This is a genomic window from Desulfovibrio sp. GTC20076 (assembly GCF_055385905.1).
In genome coordinates this window covers 1,812,246-1,830,440 of record NZ_AP039366.1, presented here as the reverse complement: position 1 = coordinate 1,830,440, position 18,195 = coordinate 1,812,246, and the positions used below count along the sequence as shown (strand labels likewise).

Sequence of the window (18,195 nt, the reverse complement as noted above, 5' to 3'; positions counted from 1 at the left end):
GCTCCCTGGCCCAGGCGTTTGGGGCTGTGCGTGAAAATAAGGTGCTTTTTCTGGCCGAAACCGGACAGAAGCTAACGCTTGCCGGAGTTCGCCGCCTGCGTCTGCCGCCTGCCGCCCCCTGTGATAGTGATGACCCGGCGGAAAGGGAAATCGTCACGCGGCTGCGGCGTGGCGCACGCGCGGGCAATACTTTGCTGGGGCTGCGTAAAGACGGATTTTTTCCTGATATTATTTGTGCTTCGGCCAGTATGGGCGGCAGCTTTTATTTGCGCGACATTTTTCCTGATGCCTTTTATGTGGGGCAGGGCGACTGGTTTTATACTCCGGGCGAAAGCCACTGCTTTTTCACCAGGGGAAAACAGCGTCCGGCTGCGGACTTTGCTCCCGCAAGGGTCGCGAATCTTTGGGAATATAACGCCTTGGGAGACTGTGATCTGGCTGTGACCTCATCGTTGTGGCAAAGGGAGCAGTACCCTGAATTTCTGAGAAAAAGGTTGCACGTTGTGCACAGCGGCATTAATCCCCGTTTTTTTTCCCCGGTGGAAAACCAGGAGGAACACGCGCAAGAGCTTGTCAGCTTTTTGGGACCGCCGCATGAGCCGGCGCGTGGTTTCAACCAGTTTGTGGAATGCCTGCCGCACCTGCTTGCGCAACGTCCCAACTGCCTGGTTCTGATCGCCTGGCTTGAAGGCGCAGCCTCGGGTGGCAGTATGCGCGGAAGGGAAGAAGAAGCCCTGCAACGGGTAGACAGCCTGAACCTGCCGCCGGAGCAGAGAGTTCGCGTACATGTGCTCGGGTCACGCTCTCTCAGGGAATACCGGGAACTTTTGCGGTCATCTACTGCCCATGTTTACCTGGCCGCGCCGCATTCACTGACTACCGGCCTGCTGGAGGCCATGGCCTGCGGCACTCTGGTGGTAGGCTCTGATACGCCGCCTGTGCGGGAAATCATACGGGACGGCGTCAACGGTTTTTTATGTGGTTTCTGGGATGCGGAATGTATGGCCCGCACTGTTGCCAAGGTACTGGAAAATGCCCCTTCGCTTGTGCAGATACGCGTTGGCGCACAACAGACCATATTGCGGGAGTTCGATGCGGAGGTGCAGACGAGGCGGCTCATGAGCCTTATCCTGCACAGCATGGAACAGAAAAAAAGCAAGGAAAGCACCGGAGCATAGCCGGCTTGCCTTGCAGCACCAGCCTTTTTTAAAGCGTCCTGCAGGCCATGCCTTCCCAAAAGCAGATTACCTTTGAGAATATATGTTCTCAAAGGTTAAGGCACAATTACTTCGGCGTTTACCCGCGCAGATACATGCGCTTACGCCTCTGCAGCGAAGGTCTGCTCACGCAGCCGTCAGAGCAGTGTAAAAAGTACATCGTTCTAGGGCATTTCACACTTGAAATATTCTACACGGATTTGTCGCCAACTCCTTGTCGTCAAATGATTATAGGGTGAATTTACCGACCGCTAAACGATCATTTGAAGCGTTAATTGCTCTATGTGATGAGCATGGCCAGCCGGGCTTCAAATTCGTGCTCCGGCTCGGGTTTGGCATAGTAGTAGCCCTGAGCCTTGAAGCAGCCAAGCCGCATAAGAATGGCCGCCTGCTCGGCGGTTTCCACACCTTCGCAGATAACAGACATTTCAAGATCCAGAGCCATGCGTATGATATTGCCAAGCACTGTCTGCGCCCTCTGGCCGGGCAGGTCGCGCAGGACAAAGCTGCGGTCGATCTTGATGACGTCGGCATTGAGCATCTGCACGAGGCCCAGTGAGGAATAGCCCGCGCCAAAGTCGTCAATGGCGGTCTTGAAGCCGTACTGTTTGAGCTGGATCAGGCGCAGCCAGGCCGCCTCGGGGTTTTTCATGATGGCGCTTTCAGTAATTTCCACTTCCAGCAACTCGTGGGGAATGGCGTAGCGGTCGGCTATTTCTGCCAGTTGCCGGGGGAATCCGGGCCGGTCAAAATGTACGCGCGAGAAATTGCATGAAACAGTGTACAAGGGCAGATTGCGCAAACGCCAGCTCTGCATGGCCTTGCAGACCTGCGTGAAGACATGCATGTCAATGTCCATAATCAGGCCGTTGCGCTCGAACAGGGGAATAAAACTGTCGGGCATAAGCAGGCCGCGGGTGGGGTGCTTCCATCGCACCAGGGCCTCGCTGCCGATAATGGCGCCTGTGCGCATGTCCACCTTGATCTGATACCACGGGACCAGTTCGCCCTCCCTGAGGGCGGTCTCAAGTCTGCCGTTAAGTTCTTGGTGTAACAGGGTTTCCTGTCGCATCTGCTCGTCGTAGAGCATCAGGCTGGTGCTGCCGTTGCGTTTGGCCTCGCGGCGCGCATAGTTTGCCAGATCAAGCATGAGCTGCACATCGCGCCCCTCTGTGCCACTGACAATGTAGGCGCCATATACCGTTTTGACCTTATACGGCATTTCTTCTTTTTGCCGCCAGATATCCAGACTGTCATCCATATGGCGCAGCCGCGCCAGCAACAGCTCCCACCCTTCATAGCGCAGAAACATCGAGTACATGTCGGCCGATGCGCGGGCGCAAAGTTCACCTTCGCCCACATTACTTCTCAATATATCGCCATATGCGCGTAACAGCCTGTCGCCGCTGGAAAAACCAAACTGGTCATTAATGGCCTTGAACTGGCAGATATCGCCAAAAAGCAGCACATAGGCATGCTTGCCCGTATCTGCGAGCAGTTTGGCGCAGTCCTGGCGGAATTTATAAAGATTGGGCAGGCCGGTGAGCATGTCGCGGTGCAGCAGTACCTGTATGCGCTTGTTGCTGTTGGACTTGATGGCGAGGCTGATGCCCATGAGCAGGGTGACAGTGAGGAAGAAGAGCATGAGAGCGCTGAATGTACTTACAGGATTCTGGCTGATGAATTCTGCAAGCGTGGTTTCACGCTGCAACGGACCCGCAGCGGACACCATGCTGTCGACAGGGCTTTCCGGCAGAAATTGCAGGCCCTTGTCCAGGATGGAATACAGGCGCAGATCTGCCTGGCGCGAAACGCCCATCCTGATATTGCTGATGTATTTGTCCGCAGGATTCACAGACAGGCCCGCGTAACGCGGGTTTTTCAGCAGGTGGGCTGCGGCGTAGACGTCAGAATAGGTCATGTCCGTTTCGCCGTTGACGAGGGCGTCCAGGCATTCTGTGAGGTTGTCGTAGTAGTGCGCTTGCTTGTCCTTGTTGTCGGCGGCCACCTGGCTTGAAATCAGGCAGCCCCGGCGCAATGCGATGCGACGCCCGTTTTGGGGCGAGCCGTCACGTCGGTATATCTGAACCACCGCCGTGCGCAGATACGGACGCGTAGTACGCATGAACAGCTCTTTGTCCCACAGAAAATTTCCGGAAAGAGCGCAGACAATATCTACTTCGCCGCTGGTGACCATGCTCAGGGACTGGGACATGGACATGGGAACAAACTGGAACCTGAGCCCCGTTGCCTGACGGATTTTATCAAACAGGTTTGCAACAATCCCCGAAAAAGCCCGTGTCTGAGGATCTTCCCAGGTCAGCGGGGGCCAGTCCGGGTCATACGCCACGATAACGGGTTTGCCCTCATTCAGGTACAGATGTTCATCAAGAGTAAAAAGAGACTGTTCGGCCATATTGACGGAGAGATATTTGCCGTACAGCTCATGGGTGGCAGAGACACGCCGCGCGATCCGGCGCTGCTCTTCGTTGAGCGTGGCAAGCAGCCGTGATTTCCTGGGGGTGACGGCAAAATAGAAAGGTTCCGGAGAAAAATGTGCCACCACGCGGAGGGGAGTGTCGTTACGAGGCTGGCTGGTGGCAATGGCGTCCACCTCATTGTCGCGCAGGGCTTGCAGCAGGGCCGGGGTGGTGGTGTAGGCAACCGGGGACAGGCGTATACCCATCTTGCGGGCGTAGGCTGCAAGGGCGGGAGCATCCCTGGCGCCGGAAATAACACCTACACGCATGCCGTCAAAACTCGCTGGTTTGTCATATCTGTAACGGGCATCGTCCGGTTTGACGGCGATGGAGACAAAGGAAATGGCAAGGGGCAGGTCGGGAAAGAGCATGCTGTTTTCCCGGCCGGAAAGGAAAAACGTGCAGGGCAGCAGGTCTATCTGGCCTTGCTCGAGCAGTTGAAGACCGCGCGGCCAGTCGTCGCAATCCACGATCTTGTAGCGTATTCCCGTATTGGTCGAAATTTCGTGCAGAATTTCAAAGACCGTTCCCCGGTAATGCCCGTTCCGGTCACGGGTCATATAGTCGCCGAACTCAAAAAATCCCACGCGCACGACCTCTCCGGCAAGAGCGGACGTGGACAATAACAGGTAAACTGCAATGGCGAGGACCGGAAGAAAAATTCTGTACCGAAATATCTTCATGAGCGCTTTCCTCAGGTTTAACAGATCGTTAGGGAAGCGTGTGCTCGATGCTGCCAACGCAGCACTATCGTGTGTTTTTTGAGGGGATTGCAGGGCCGCCGTGACCTTCAGGCTGTGGGCGGACATCGCCGCACAATAAAAGAGTTTACCCGCCATGGCGTACGGGTATGACGGGAGGAACAGCCTGCGATTCTGTCGCAAACGTGCAGCAGAATCGCAACAAATGATAAATCACTCTACCTTTATGGAATTGCTGATGCAAGTATCAAAAGTTTATTGCACTTAGTATATGATTTTTATTGCGGAAATATTATTATTTTTTATCTTAATATGTTGAAATAAAAGCATAAAAATATATATTTGATACAGGGAATGACACCATGTTGCTAATGATGCCAGTTCGTATTGCTACTTTGTAGCGCGTAGTGGAAAGAAGACAGCTCATTTTTTAGTGCATATTTTTATAAAGATGTAATTATATATTTCGCTATAGCTATTATGTGTTAAAGTTGTAGATGTATATTTATATTTTATTGATGCTGTTTATTTGTATTTATATATCTAGACTAATAATCATATATTATTAATATAATATTGTTATGTGTAATGCATAACTATGATGTAATGATTATTTTTTGTTATATACAAATATAATAATATTTAAAATTTATGCACATGAATGTTTTTAAAATTGTCATTTGTGTAAACTGTGTATGCACTGGAAAAAGAAATAACAGGAATTCTTGATATATGGATGGTTTTAAAGAGGTATTTTACGGCTCACCGCGGCAAAAAAAGAATAAATATGGAAAAGATGTAAACTATAGTTCCCGATTTGTGAGTGCTATAGTTCATATTCATCGGCGTGTTTTGGTGTAATTAATACTTATGAAAGTATATCCGTACCTTTCGGGCGCCATTGCAAAGGTGATTGAGGCCTTGCGCGCAGAGCGCGGCATGACCAAGTCATCGCTGGCTGACTTTGCCTGTCTCGAGCGACGCTATCTGCGCGATATTGAACAGGAACTGAAACGACCGACGGTCAATGCCGTCTACTCTATCTGTGAGGCGCTGCGTGTGCCGCCGGAGGAGTTTTTCAGGAGGGTTTCGGAAGAAATTGAGAAAAAAAGAAACAGTGAGCGCCGCGTCCATTGTGGAAAAAATGCGTCGGGCATGAAAAAAATTGATGGAAAAAAGGTCTGAAAGCGAAGCGCGCGCGGCGGGTGCCCCGCGCGCGCTCCTGGTTGCAAGGGCTACCGGCCGAGGCAGGCCCGGACAGCGGCAAGCAGTTTGTCAATGGCTTCGGGCCGTGCGCCTTCGCCCATAACGCCCACGCGGATAACCTTACCGGCAAGCGCCCCAAGGCCGCCCGCCACTTCAATCTTGTGCTTTTCGCGCAGGCAGGCGCGCAGGGCGTTGGCGTCCACGCCGGCGGGAGGAATGAAAAGGTTCACCTGAGGTGCCGCGCCTTCCTTTACATACAGGCTGAAGCCCAGTTCTGCCAGGCCGTCCGCCAGGCGGTGATGCATGGCCTTGTGCCGTGCAAAGGCCGCGTCCAGCCCTTCCGTCAGCAGGTTGTCCAGCGCCTGGTGCAGGCCGTAGTACATGTTGATGGGCGCGGTATGGTGGTATACGCGGGGGGAGCCTTCCCAGTATTTGCGGATGAGTGAAGCATCAAGGTACCAGTTGGGTACTTTGTGCTTGCGCCTGGCCATGGCGTCCATGGCGGCCTCGGAGAAAGAGGCGGGAGCAAGGCCGGGAGGTACGGAAAGGCACTTTTGCGAACCACTGTAAAAAGCGTCCACGCCCCAGTTGTCCACCTGCATGTCCACGCCGCCGAGTCCGGCCACGCTGTCTACCATATAAAGAGTGTCGCTGCCCTTGACCAGCTCACCGATCTCGGCAATGGGGTTGTTGACGCCCGTTGATGTCTCGGCATGCACCACGGCCAGGATCTTGTAGTGTTTTTTGCCCAGCTGGGTTTTGACGTCCTCGACCTTTACGGGAGTACCCCAGGGGCTTTCAACCACGTCCACCTCTGCGCCCAGGCGCGAAGCCACCTCTACCATGCGCGAACTGAATACGCCGTTGTTGACGACAAGCACGGCATCGCCCGGTTCCACCAGGTTCACAAAGCATGCTTCCATACCCGCAGAGCCGGTGCCCGACAGGGGAAAGGTTACCACGTTGCCGGTTTTGCACACGGCCCGCAGCTGGTCCTGGATGGCATCCATAACCTTGATGCAGTCGGGGTCAAGATGCCCCAGGGTGGGCAGGCTCATGGCCTGGAGAACGTTGGTGGCAACGGGGCTGGGGCCGGGGGCCATCAGCAGAACATGGTCAAGCGATCCCAAAACTGTACTCATGGCAGTCTCCTGTGGTTGACGGCTAATACTCGTCAGGGCTGGGTATTTCGACGTCCGTACAGACGGACGTCCGCTGCGCGGTACGCAGCTTAAAATTTTTATTTTTCAAAAAAATTTTACGATACCATGCGGCATCTGTCCAGCGGGCGAATGGACTTTTCGCACGCCACGACAAAAAACTGTGCTTTGCCCTCATGCCGTAAAGGCTGCGGCGGAGCAGCCGCCATGTGCCGGCGTCTTTTCAAAGTTTCATAATCCTGATATGCCTTGCCGAATCATTTTAACACACGAGCCGGCTATGAAAAAAGAAACACCAGAGCTTCACCGTGCCTTGAAGAACAGGCACATCCAGTTGATCGCCCTTGGCGGGGCCATTGGCACGGGCCTTTTTCTCGGATCTGCGGGAACCATCCAGATGGCCGGGCCGGCTGTCATACTGAGTTACGCCATTGGTGGTTTTATCGCCTTTCTCATTATGCGCCAGCTTGGCGAGATGATGGCGCAAGAGCCTGTGGCCGGCTCTTTCAGCAATCTTGCCTACAAATACTGGGGCGAGTTTCCTGGTCTTCTTTCCGGCTGGAACTACTGGATTCTTTATGTTCTGGTGGGCATGTCCGAACTGACGGCCGTGGCTGTTTATGTGCAGTACTGGTTTCCCGGCATTGAGCCGTGGCAGACCACGGCTTTTTTCTTTATTCTCATCAATGTGGTCAACCTGGCGCAGGTTGGCGTTTTTGGCGAAATGGAGTTCTGGTTTGCTTCCATCAAGGTGGCGGCCATTGTGGCCATGATCGCCCTGGGGACGTTTCTGCTTGCCACCGGGGGGGCCGGACCCGATGCCAAAGTAAGCAATCTTTGGGAGTATGGCGGCTTTTTTGCCAGGGGTTGGGGGGGCGTGTTTACCTCGCTTGCGGTGGTGAGCTTTTCTTTCGGCGGGCTTGAGCTTGTGGGCATAGCTGCGGCGGAAACTTCTGATCCGCAAAAAACCATTCCCAAGGCCGTCAACCAGCTCATCTACCGAATCCTGATCTTCTACATCGGCGCGCTTACCGTGCTTCTGGCGTTGCACCCCTGGAACCAGCTTGGCGCTTCCGTTGACAAAAGCCAGTGGGCCGAGGCCATGGTCGCCAGCCCCTTTGTGCAGATTTTTGACCTCATAGGTATTCCTTCTGCTGCGCACGTGCTCAACTTTGTGGTGCTGACTGCGGCCCTTTCCGTATATAACAGCTGTGTCTACTGTAACAGCCGCATGCTTTACGGCCTGGCGCTTCAGGGCAACGCGCCCAAGGTTCTGGCCGCTGTGAGCGCCAGGGGGGTTCCGGTTTATGCGCTGATGATTTCTTCCGGCGCAACCCTGCTGTGCGTATTGCTGAACTTCATTATGCCCGCCAAGGCCCTTGGCGTGCTTATGGCCCTGGTGGTGACGGCTCTTGTGATCAACTGGGCCATGATAAGCCTGACCCACCTGAGATTCAGGGCCGCCAAGATAAAGGCCGGAGAAAAGATAGTTTTCAGGGCATTCTGGCATCCCTGGTCCAACTACCTCTGTCTTGTCTTTATGATGGTAGTGTTTGTAGTGCTGGTGCAGATAGACATGGCCGTTTCTGTTTATGTGGCTCCCATCTGGCTGTTCTTCGTGTGGCTGGGCTACAAGATGAAGAAGCACTATACGCAGTAGCGCCGCTTCAGTTTTTCGGCTTTGCGGGCGCCTCTCACGAGGTGGCCGCAAAGCCCCTCTTTTCAGGCTGCCTGTTTTTGCGAAAGGTCCCTTTCTATTGAAGGGGCCTTTCTTTTTTGCCGAGACCCGGCCGGATCGGCGTGACAGGAGCATGGCTTCCCGGCTGGAACCATTGCCGGCCGGTTCACATTTGCAGTGGTGCGGGCTATCATGGATGATCTGCCGCATTTTCCGGCAGCGCGTCTGCGGGGACTGCCCGCCCAGAGAGGAGAGAAAGGTTCACACCTATGCAGGACAAAAGTATTTTTCAGCTCAGCCGGGGCGAATGGGCGCTGGTTGGCATAACCATAATATGGGGCACGACCTTCCTTATCATCCGCAACGCCCTGGACGTGACCGGGCCACTGTTCTTTGTGGGCCTGCGTTTTGGTTCGGCGGCTGTGGCGCTGACGCTTGTTTCTTTGCCTGTCCTGCGCGGCCTGACCCTGCACGAGCTTTTTGCGGGTTCGATCATAGGGCTTTCGCTGCTGGGGGGCTACGCCCTGCAAACCTTTGGCCTGCAAACCATTACTGCCAGCAAGTCGGCATTTATAACGGCTTTTTATGTGCCTACAGTGCCGTTGCTGCAATGGCTCTTCATGCGGCGCGCGCCCAGCAGAATGGGCTGGCTCGGCATTGGCTGCGCGCTGCTGGGCCTGATCATGCTGGCCGGGCCGGACGGCGTTTCGCCGGGTTTCAGCACCGGGGAACTTCTTACCTTGCTGGGGGCCGTGGCCTGCGCGCTGGAAATTTTGTTCATCAGCTATTTTGCCGGTACGGTTAACGTACGCAGGGTCACTGTGGTGCAGGTGACGGTGACCGCGCTGCTGAGTTTCAGCCTGATGCCGCTGGCAGGAGAATCCGTACCGGAGTTTTCCTGGCTGCTGGTGTGCAGCGCCGGGGGGCTGGGGCTTGCCACGGCCCTTATCCAACTGGTCATGAACTGGGCGCAGAAAAGCATTTCGCCCACAAGGGCCACCCTGATCTACGCGGGCGAACCGGTATGGGCGGCCATTTTCGGGCGTATGGCCGGAGAGAGGCTGCCTTTTATGGGGCTTGTGGGCGGCGCGTTTGTGGTGGCGGGCGTGCTGATAAGCAATCTGAACCCGCGCCGTAAGGGAAAGGAAAAAAAATCCGCATAAGCGGCAGGCGGCCTGAAGTATCCGGATATAGTCCCGGCAGTTGGCGGACAGCCATTTTGCGAGACGGGCAGGGCACCCTGCACGGATCCGTCAGGTTACGGCCGGGTCTGGCAATGGGCTGTCAGTGGAGCCGCCCGGAACTGTTTTTTATAGGTATGCTACCGGAAGGGACTGCGCCCGGCGCGATCTCTTCCGGTCTGTTTTTAGAGCATTTTACACGTGAAATGCCCGACAGGGATTTGTCTCCAACTCCTTGTCCCAATTGCTTATAGGGCGGCTTTGCCGACCGTTAAGCAATCATTTGAAGCGTTAATTGCTCTGGGGGGGCAGCTTTGCTGACGCATGCCCTACAGGCAGCAGCATAAGAAGGATTTTGCCTGCCCTCCGGGCCGGTATGCTGTGAGCAGGTGCTGCAGGAAGACTGGTACTCCCGATACTGTTGAGGCAAATGCGGGTTACAGGCGTTTTTGTGTGTTTTTCAGAATATTTTTTTCCATGTTGACGTATAGCTGAGAGGGGGGTATTTAAAACGAAATTCAATTTTGATTTCACTAAATATCGGATATTACATTATGTCGCACTCGAAAACACTTCAGACGGTCGGCACGGGCCAGACAGTCTTTGTTCTTGCCGTCAACGCGGCAGAGGCCGAATTGCAGCGCCTTGAATCCATTGGCGTTTTGCCCGGCGTGGAACTGGATGTGCTGGCCGACAATGGCGGGCCTATTCTTGTGGCTGTGGGCGAGGCACGGGTGGCCGTAGAACGCGAACTGGCCGCATCGGTTATTGTTGCGTAAGCAAGGAGCATTTGATGACACTCAGCAAGATGGTTCCGGGCGATACCGGCAGCGTGAAGGATGTCAGCGCCACCGGCGCCCTAGGCCAACGGCTGATGGACCTGGGGTTTTACCCCGGCGCACGTGTGCGTGTTGTACGCAACGCGCCGCTTGTGGATCCTGTGGAAATTGAGCTGGACGGTTACCACGTCAGTCTGCGTCATGACGAAGCTGATCTTGTGGAGGTTGACGGCCAATGAGTTCTCCCCTGCTAGTGGCTCTGGCCGGGCAGCCCAATTGCGGCAAGTCCACACTGTTCAACATGCTTACCGGGGCGCGCCAGCACGTGGCCAACTACCCCGGTGTTACCGTTGAGAAAAAGACAGGATATTTTGACCTCGGCGGCCGCAAGGTAGAGCTTGTGGACTTGCCGGGAACCTACAGCCTGACCTCCTATTCGCTGGAAGAAAAAGTGGCGCGTGATTTCATCCTTGAAGCTTCGCCTCAGGTCACCATCAACGTGGCCGACGCGGCCAACCTCAAGCGTCATCTTTATCTGACCCTGCAACTGCTGGAAATGGAAGCGCCGCTCGTACTGGCCCTTAACATGATGGATGTGGCCGAACGGCGCTCTATCAAGGTTGATGTGGATGGGCTGGCCAACGAGCTGGGCATTGCCGTTGTACCCACGGTGGGTAAAAAGAGCAGCGGCGTGCAGGCATTGCGCGCGGCCCTGACCACCGCAGGGGAGGGCGGGCCGAGGTCTGCGTTTGCCGTGAATTACGGCCCCATGGAGCCGTATCTTGCCGATCTTGCTGCCCTGCTTGCCAATGAGGAAGCCCTGGCCGGACTGCCCCTGCGCTGGCTTGCTGTGAAGCTTATGGAGAATGACGAAGCCGCCATTGCCCTGGTGCAGAAGCGCTGCGCAGAGGGGGCCGGCATTCCGGCCAGGGTGTTCGCCATGCGCGAGAGCTTTGCCGCGCAGGGCGTCAATGCCGAAAGGCATGTGGCCTTTGCCCGCCACCGCACGGCCGCGGCTCTGGCTTCGCGGCATGTGACCCTGCCCGCGCAGGGAACCACAAGCCTTTCCGACAAGGCTGACAGGTTTGTCTGCCACAGGTTTTTCGGCCCGGTGATTCTGCTCGCCATTCTGCTCATCCTGTATCAGGTATCCATCGTTTTTGGCGGGGATGTGGCGGCCATGATCTGGCCCCTGTGGGACAATGCCCAGAATGCCCTGGCGGGACTTTTGCCCGCATCCGGCTTTCTGGAAGATCCTCTTCTGCGTTCCCTGGGCGTGTGGGTTATGCGCAGTGTTACGGCAATTCTTAACTATCTGCCCATATTCTTTCTGCTTTTTGCCCTTATCGCTATTCTTGAAGACAGCGGATACATGCCGCGTATGGCCTTTATTCTTGACCGCGCCTTTCGCCGTTTCGGCTTGCACGGCCAGTCCACGCTGCCGCTTATTCTCGGCGGCGTATATGTGGGCGGCTGCGCCATCCCCGCGGTCATGGCGACCAGGGCCATTCCGGACGAGAAAGCCCGCCTGGCTACCATTCTTATCGCACCAATGATGAACTGCCTGGCCAAGGTGCCGCTGTATCTCATACTGATCAGCGCCTACTTTGCCGCCAACAGCGGCATGGCCATGTTCTTTATTGCCACCATTACCCTGTTTATGGCCCTTCCTGTGTCAAAGGCCCTTTCGCTTACCCTGTTGCGGGGGAAACCCAGTGCGCCCTTTATTATGGAGATGCCGCCCTATCACCTGCCCACCATCAGGGGAGTACTTGCGCGCGCCATCGAGCGGGTGTGGATTTTCATCCGCAAGATTTTCACCGTGGTGCTGGCTGTGGCCGTGGTTATTTTTGCGCTCATCAATTTTCCCGGTCTTGGGGAAGAGCGCATGGCCGTGTACGAAAAAAAATCCACAAAAGCCATGAGCGATTTTGTCAAGGCTGTGGACAAGACCACACTGGCCGGGCAGTTCACCCTGGATGACGTAACGCCTCTGCTGCTTTTTGAAGAAGACCTCAAGGATGCCAAACGCAGCGTGACAGATCAGGAAGCCTCAAACAAGATTGATGCGGTTTTTCAGGAAAAAAGCCCGATCTACTTCACCATAGTGCGCGCTGTGGGGGCGGACGGCAAAGCCCTGCGCCCGGCGCTGCGCAAGCTCATCAGTGCGCGCAAGCAGCTGCGCCGTGAACTGCGCGAAGAAACCTTCGAGCACAGCGCCCTTGGTATTGCGGGCAAGGCTCTGGAACCGGTGACGCAGTATGCCGGCTTTAACTGGAAGATCAATATTGCCCTGCTTTCGGCCTTTGCGGCCAAAGAAAACAGCGCCGCCACCCTCGGGGCCATTTACGGGCTTGATGGCGATGCGCCTGTGCAGGACAGCATGCGTGAAGACGCTACCGGCTTTACCCCGTTGCATGCCCTTGCGCTCATGCTGTTCATGGCCCTGTATCCGCCCTGCGTGCCCACCTCCGTTATGGTGCGGCTGCAATCCAATTCCACGGGCTGGATGCTTTTTTCCATCATCTATCAAACCTGCCTGGGGCTGGCGGTGGCCGTTCTTGTGTTCACCGGCGGGACGTTACTGGGGCTTTCTGGCTGGCAGGCCATGTGGATATTCTACGGCCTGTGCGTGGCGCTCACCATCGTTATGGGGATGATACCCGAGCCTGAAAGCAGAAAAAAAGTGGACGCTAAAAAGCCGGTGACGGCATAACATCTTAAGGAGGATCTGATGAAAAATCTCTTTCTGGCCGCAGTGCTCGGCCTGACCATGCTCTTCGCTACCGCCGCCATGGCGCACAGCCCCCTGTGCAGCTGCTTTGACAACGGCGACGGTACCATTACCTGCGAAGGCGGCTTTTCTGACGGCTCTTCTGCCTCCGGCGTGAAAATGCTGGTGGTGGACGGCAGCGGCAATACTCTGCTTGAAGGCAAGATGAACAAGGACAGCGAATATAACTTCAAAAAGCCGGAAGGTGCCTACAAGGTCATCTTTGACGCCGGCGATGGCCACAAGGTGGAAGTGGACGGTTCGAAGATCGTTCAGTAGCAGGCCGCGCTGCGATTTTTTTGAAAAATGGAAGACTTTGAAATTCAAATTCTAATGGAGGTTTCATGAAAAGCATCAAAACCCTGATCTTCGCCGGGCTTCTGGCCCTGATGGCAGTGCCTGCCCAGGCGCACTTCATGGTCATGTACACGCCGGAAGTGGCCAAGAGCGAACCCAGCGATCTGGACGTCCGCATTGTCTTCACTCACCCGGCAGAAGCCGGACATACTATGGATATGGGCGGGGTGAAGGAGTTTTATGCCATGTATCAGCGTGGCGAAAATGAGCCGAAAAAAATCGACCTCATGAGTTCGCTGAAGCCCATTACCTGGAAAAATCCCGAATCCTCCGGTCCGGCTTTTTCTGCCCTGATTCCCCGCAAGGACATGCGCTCCATGGGCGACTATACGTTTGTGATGGTCCCCGGCTACTATCTTGAAAAAGAAGAAGACGTCTACATGCAGCAGATCACCAAGCTGGTGGTCAACGTGGGCGGCATCCCCGGCAACTGGAACTCCGCGCTGGGCCTGCCTTGCGAAATCGTGCCCCTGATCAAGCCTTACGGCGTATGGACCGGCAACGTGTTCAAGGCGCGTGTGCTTTCCAACGGCAAGCCCGTGCCCAACGCCGAAGTGGAAGTGGAATACATGAACCACATGCCCGACCTCAAGGCCAATGCCATGACCAAGAAGGGCATCGTCAAGTACCCGCATGATGCTTTTGTTACCCAGACCATCTTTACCGATGATCAGGGCTACCTGACCTTCGGCATTCCCAAGGCCGGCTGGTGGGGCTTTGCCGCTCTTGGCGTAGGCCCGGACAAGGAATACAAGGGCAAGGAGCTTTCCCAGGATGCCGTTATCTGGGTCAAGGCTGTGGATATGAAGTAGGCTTTGACGGGCAAAGCGGCTGATTGCCGTGGTGGTCGGCTGCTTTGCATCTGCGCTGCCTGTGCCGCGCAGGATTGTCTCAGTACGGCATTCGTGCAGAGGAAACCGCATTTTCGCTGCATGAGGCCTTGAAAAAAGTGTAGTGTTTTGACTGTCTGTTCAGTTATGGAAAAAGTACCGTAGTGTGTGTGAAAAATGCCCGGTTTACCGGGCATTTTTCGTTTTTTGCAGCGCAGGCCACAAATAGCGTCCACGCAGCGTGATCGTTGCGTGGACGCTGTTCGGAGCGGATTTGCCGCGGCTTATTTTTTCACTTCAACCCATACAGGATTGGTGACGGCGTAACGGCCTTTGCCGTCCATCACCACAAAGTTGTACCAGGTGTCCTTTTGGGGCGCAGCTTCAAAGGTGTAGGTGACGGCATCCTTGGTGTCACTGAATTCTTTTTTGCTTACAGGCTTGCCTTCGCTGTATACCTCGATGCTTTTCAAGCCATGTACGGCCTGCAGCTCTGTGCTGAGCGTGACGGTCTCCCCGGCCTTTATGGTTCTGGTGGAGCCGAACATGCTGCCGGCGGCAGGAGTAATGACAGGCCCCATGGTCACATAGCTGTTGCCGGCCTTCAGGGCCGCCATGTAGGACTTGGGGCTTACCTTGCCGTCAACGTATGCGTAGGTTCTGATAATACCGGGATAGAGAATGGACGTTACATCGTGCTGGTCCGAACCGGAACTGAGGTAAATCTTTTTCCCCTTGTTCCAGTAGTCCATGGCGGCATCAAGAGCGCGCTTGTCCATATTTTTAGGATCGGTCAGATCAATGGTGGACTGGATTTCAAGCAGGTCAAAGTCGTCGCTGCCGGGCGCATAGCCGTCCTTGACGCCGTCCCTGTTATGGAGGAAGCCGTAGTCGGTATACGGATGATTCATGACCACCAGCGCGCCCATGGCGTGTCCGGCCTTGATGATCTCTGCGGGAGTAAGGTCGGGCGAGATGGGTTTTTGCTTGTGGTCCACCCCGAGAATGCCCCAGTGCCCCCAGCCGGGAGAAACTTCAAGGCTGGAAAGGAAGGGGTTTCCGGTTGACTTTGCAAGTTTTTCCATTTCGGCATTATTGCCCACAGAGTCGTGGTCAGACACGGCAAGACAGACCAGCCCGGCAGCCAGCTGGCCCTTGTGCAGTTCCTTGATGGGGGTGGCGCCGTCGCCGATGTCGGAATGCTGATGGATGTCCGCGCTGTACCATTTTCTGCTGGAGGTCTGGATGGCAGTGGGAATGGTAATGGTTTTTTTGAGTACTTCTTTGGGGGTGACGGTCTTTTTGACCACCGCGGGCAGACTTTCAAAGTCGCTGCCGTGAGTGATGGTAAACGTCAGCTCATTTTCCGGAGCAGGGATGTCCGCCCGGATTTCGTATGTTTTGGGGTCGGAGAAAAAGACCGTTCCGCCGAGGGTTTTCACCGTCGAGGTAGTGCCCTCAACCTTCATCTTGGCATGGATTGGTTCGCCTTTTTCGTTCACGACCTTAAAGACGGCTTTGGCGCCGTCCTTTACGGTAAACTGCACCTTCTGGTCAGCCGTAAGCGCCATCAGCTGACTGCCCGAAGGGGTGTAGCCCTTGGCCTCGACATGGGTACTATAGTTCCCCTGGGGAAGCCGCATGGAAAACTTGCCTTTCGCATCGGTCATTTTCCATACAAGGGGCTGCAGGATGTCTTTTTTTACCGCTTCGGCGCCGTGCGACTTGACGGTTTCCTTGTACGCGCCTTCCTTGCTGATGATAACAAAGGCTCCGGGAACCGGCTTGCCGCTGCTGTCCTTGACCTGACCCTGCACGAGGGCAAAGGGAAGCGACGGGTCTTTTTCTTTATAGCGCTCAAGTATGGGGGCGGTTTCGCCCTTGTCCACAACGATTATTTCGCCGGTGTACTCGTAGGTTTTGCCCGGTTCAATGGTCCGCAGCACATACAGGTCTTTGTAGCCGCTGGAGCCTTTGTAGGCGTTAGCGCCGTCAACCTGCACGGCAACGGCATAATCCTTGCCGTAGGTGACAATAAAGTCGCCAAAGCGTTCCTGCACGTCCTTGTCGGCGCCGATAGCTATGCCGGTGGCCTTGAGGTCGGGGTAGTAGCCAAAAGGACCGTACATGCTGGCGGCCAGGGTGCTCAGGGAGTAGCCGCTGTACATGTTTTCATAGGCTTCGTTGCCGGCGGGATTGTGTACCGTGGTTTTCAGGCCGATGTAGTTTTTGTCCGCCTCAAGCGTGTACTCGATGGTGACTTTGAGGGGCAGGGTGTGTCCCTTTGTCCAGTAGCGGCTGTTTACCGTAACGACGATCTTGTCTTTGTCCTGCTTGCACAGGATGTCCTGATGGGGAACATGAAGCAGGTCTTCATCATTGTACGAGCCGGTGGCAGACCAGAGGTCGTTAAGAAATTCGATGTCATTGACCAGGTCTGTGCCGAACTTGCCGTCTTTCATGACGGCAACGTCGAGGATGCTGCCACTGGTCATATTCCAGTAGTTGTTGGAGCCGACAGCAAAAGAGACAGCGATTTTGCCGTTATAGATGGTGAAATCTTTTTCGTGAATGGCCATGCCCTGATCAATGGGGGTAGGACCTTTGACAACGCCCAGAGGAAAGGCGGGCGATGTTCCGGCAAAACACACAGTGGGCAATGCTGTAGCGGCAAGCAGCCCCGCTGTGCCGATAAGAAATTCTCTGCGCTTCATGTTCTCTCCTGTAGTAAAATGTAGCCCGGCAAGTGTGGCCTGGACTGATAAAACGTGTGTGCAACCGCGCTTTGCCGTGTGTACGGCCAAAGCCGCAAGGCAGATGCGCACATAAAATTGTGCTTTTGCAGCAACACCGGAACCGGCCGGAAGAGCGTGAGAGAATTTTCTGGAGGCAACCTATACCGCCAGGGGCGGCACGATTGAAAACAGGAAGAAGGAGGCAGGCGGCAGCCAACAAAAAAGATGTATAATCTTATGTTACAGTAACCTGCTGCGACATGTTTTCCTGCGCAATGCGGCAGCTACGCTGCGCGAGCAGTGAAAAAACGCAAGGTCAGGCATGTGCCGTCTGCTGTGCGGGCGTCAGGCCAAAGGCTCTGGCTGCTCACAAAGCATCTCTCCTGTAGGCAGAAGTTCCAGCAGTTTCCCGCTACGCCTCTATAAAAGGCCGTATTCTGACTTGTTAGAGCCTAGTATATCTTCAGGATTTTTCAATAAAAATTTTTGAAATACTAAAAGTTATTGAATAAAGAATTTTATATACGAAGGCCGAAGTGCCCAATCGTACAGGCATGTCCTGCGGGTACGGGGACCTGTTGCACAATGTGCGTGCTGTGATAACCACGTTGCAATAAAGCCGATGACGTGCGGGCGTCTGCTGTTTTACAGGCATGGCGGCGGTGCGGCCGGTGCGGGCTGGTTGCAGCGGGTGGTGCACGGCAACACAGGCGGGTTGTGCGGATTGCTGTGAGCGTTGATGGCACGCAGGCGTGGAAATGCATGGGGGCTGGCTGTGGACTGTGGTGTAGCGGGGGCAGCGAGGGGCGCGGTGCCCGCTATTTCCTGTACTGCATTGGCGATATTGCGTTTTTTTGATGCGCGATATGTGATAATACCCGGAAGCGGATGGCTGTGAAGCGGCTGGCCCAGGTCGGAGAGCGCACAGGCTCAGGCGTGCAAAAGAAAAAAGGTTACTGCCGGAACAGTAACCTTTGATTTCGTGGAGCCCTTGAGCAGGATTGAACTGCTGACCTCATCCTTACCAAGGATGCACTCTACCGACTGAGCTACAAGGGCGTTGTAACGAAAAATGCTTTTAGCTCATACCTGCTTTAT

The 18,195-nt window shown here is 55.0% G+C and carries 12 protein-coding genes and 1 tRNA gene; 9 read left to right on the top strand and 4 right to left on the bottom strand.

Features of this window, described 5'->3' with window-relative positions; genetic code table 11:
• Positions 1–26: 26 nt before the first annotated feature.
• A complete protein-coding gene (locus ACZ495_RS08115; protein ID WP_464262032.1) occupies positions 27–1,178 on the top strand; it encodes a glycosyltransferase in 1,152 nt (383 codons plus the stop codon).
• Positions 1,179–1,497: 319 nt separating this feature from the next.
• Here the strand turns inward: ACZ495_RS08115 and ACZ495_RS08110 are convergent, their stop codons facing one another.
• Positions 1,498–4,380, bottom strand: coding sequence for an EAL domain-containing protein (locus tag ACZ495_RS08110; protein WP_012624275.1), 2,883 nt, complete (start codon positions 4,378–4,380; stop codon positions 1,498–1,500).
• 888 nt (positions 4,381–5,268) lie between these two features.
• On the opposite strand from ACZ495_RS08110, the gene ACZ495_RS08105 reads away from it, so the two are divergent.
• On the top strand, positions 5,269–5,583 hold the full coding sequence (locus ACZ495_RS08105; protein WP_012624276.1) for a helix-turn-helix domain-containing protein: 315 nt from the start codon (positions 5,269–5,271) through the stop codon (positions 5,581–5,583).
• 50 nt (positions 5,584–5,633) lie between these two features.
• On the opposite strand, the gene ACZ495_RS08100 is transcribed toward ACZ495_RS08105, so the two are convergent.
• The gene (locus ACZ495_RS08100) at positions 5,634–6,746 is read right to left on the bottom strand and encodes a pyridoxal-phosphate-dependent aminotransferase family protein (RefSeq protein WP_407844730.1); all 1,113 of its coding nucleotides are present in this window, start codon (positions 6,744–6,746) and stop codon (positions 5,634–5,636) included.
• Between the two features lie 298 nt (positions 6,747–7,044).
• On the opposite strand from ACZ495_RS08100, the gene ACZ495_RS08095 reads away from it, so the two are divergent.
• The 7 genes from ACZ495_RS08095 to ACZ495_RS08065 all read left to right on the top strand — a co-directional run bounded on the left by ACZ495_RS08095 (position 7,045) and on the right by ACZ495_RS08065 (position 14,344).
• The gene (locus ACZ495_RS08095) at positions 7,045–8,424 is read left to right on the top strand and encodes an amino acid permease (protein WP_012624278.1); all 1,380 of its coding nucleotides are present in this window, start codon (positions 7,045–7,047) and stop codon (positions 8,422–8,424) included.
• Between the two features lie 287 nt (positions 8,425–8,711).
• Positions 8,712–9,605, top strand: coding sequence for a DMT family transporter (locus ACZ495_RS08090; RefSeq protein ID WP_012624279.1), 894 nt, complete (start codon positions 8,712–8,714; stop codon positions 9,603–9,605).
• A gap of 572 nt (positions 9,606–10,177) precedes the next feature.
• Positions 10,178–10,402: a FeoA family protein gene (locus tag ACZ495_RS08085; RefSeq protein WP_072312208.1), complete on the top strand. Its 225-nt coding sequence runs from the start codon at positions 10,178–10,180 to the stop codon at positions 10,400–10,402.
• 14 nt (positions 10,403–10,416) lie between these two features.
• Positions 10,417–10,641 carry a FeoA family protein gene (locus ACZ495_RS08080; RefSeq protein WP_012624281.1) on the top strand — a complete coding sequence of 75 codons (225 nt, stop codon included), beginning with the start codon at positions 10,417–10,419 and terminating at the stop codon, positions 10,639–10,641.
• The gene (gene feoB / locus ACZ495_RS08075) at positions 10,638–13,118 is read left to right on the top strand and encodes a ferrous iron transport protein B (protein ID WP_464262031.1); all 2,481 of its coding nucleotides are present in this window, start codon (positions 10,638–10,640) and stop codon (positions 13,116–13,118) included. Before ACZ495_RS08080 ends, feoB begins: the two co-directional genes overlap by 4 nt.
• Positions 13,119–13,136: 18 nt before the next feature.
• A complete protein-coding gene (locus ACZ495_RS08070; RefSeq protein WP_012624283.1) occupies positions 13,137–13,454 on the top strand; it encodes a hypothetical protein in 318 nt (105 codons plus the stop codon).
• Positions 13,455–13,519: 65 nt separating this feature from the next.
• Positions 13,520–14,344: a DUF4198 domain-containing protein gene (locus ACZ495_RS08065; protein WP_012624284.1), complete on the top strand. Its 825-nt coding sequence runs from the start codon at positions 13,520–13,522 to the stop codon at positions 14,342–14,344.
• Positions 14,345–14,646: 302 nt separating this feature from the next.
• Here ACZ495_RS08065 and ACZ495_RS08060 read toward each other — a convergent pair whose 3' ends face one another.
• Positions 14,647–17,076, bottom strand: a complete 2,430-nt coding sequence (locus ACZ495_RS08060; protein WP_012624285.1) for a CehA/McbA family metallohydrolase — start codon at positions 17,074–17,076, stop codon at positions 14,647–14,649.
• A 1,004-nt stretch (positions 17,077–18,080) separates the two neighbouring features.
• Positions 18,081–18,156: transfer RNA gene (locus ACZ495_RS08055), tRNA-Thr, on the bottom strand.
• Between the last annotated feature and the right edge of the window lie 39 nt (positions 18,157–18,195).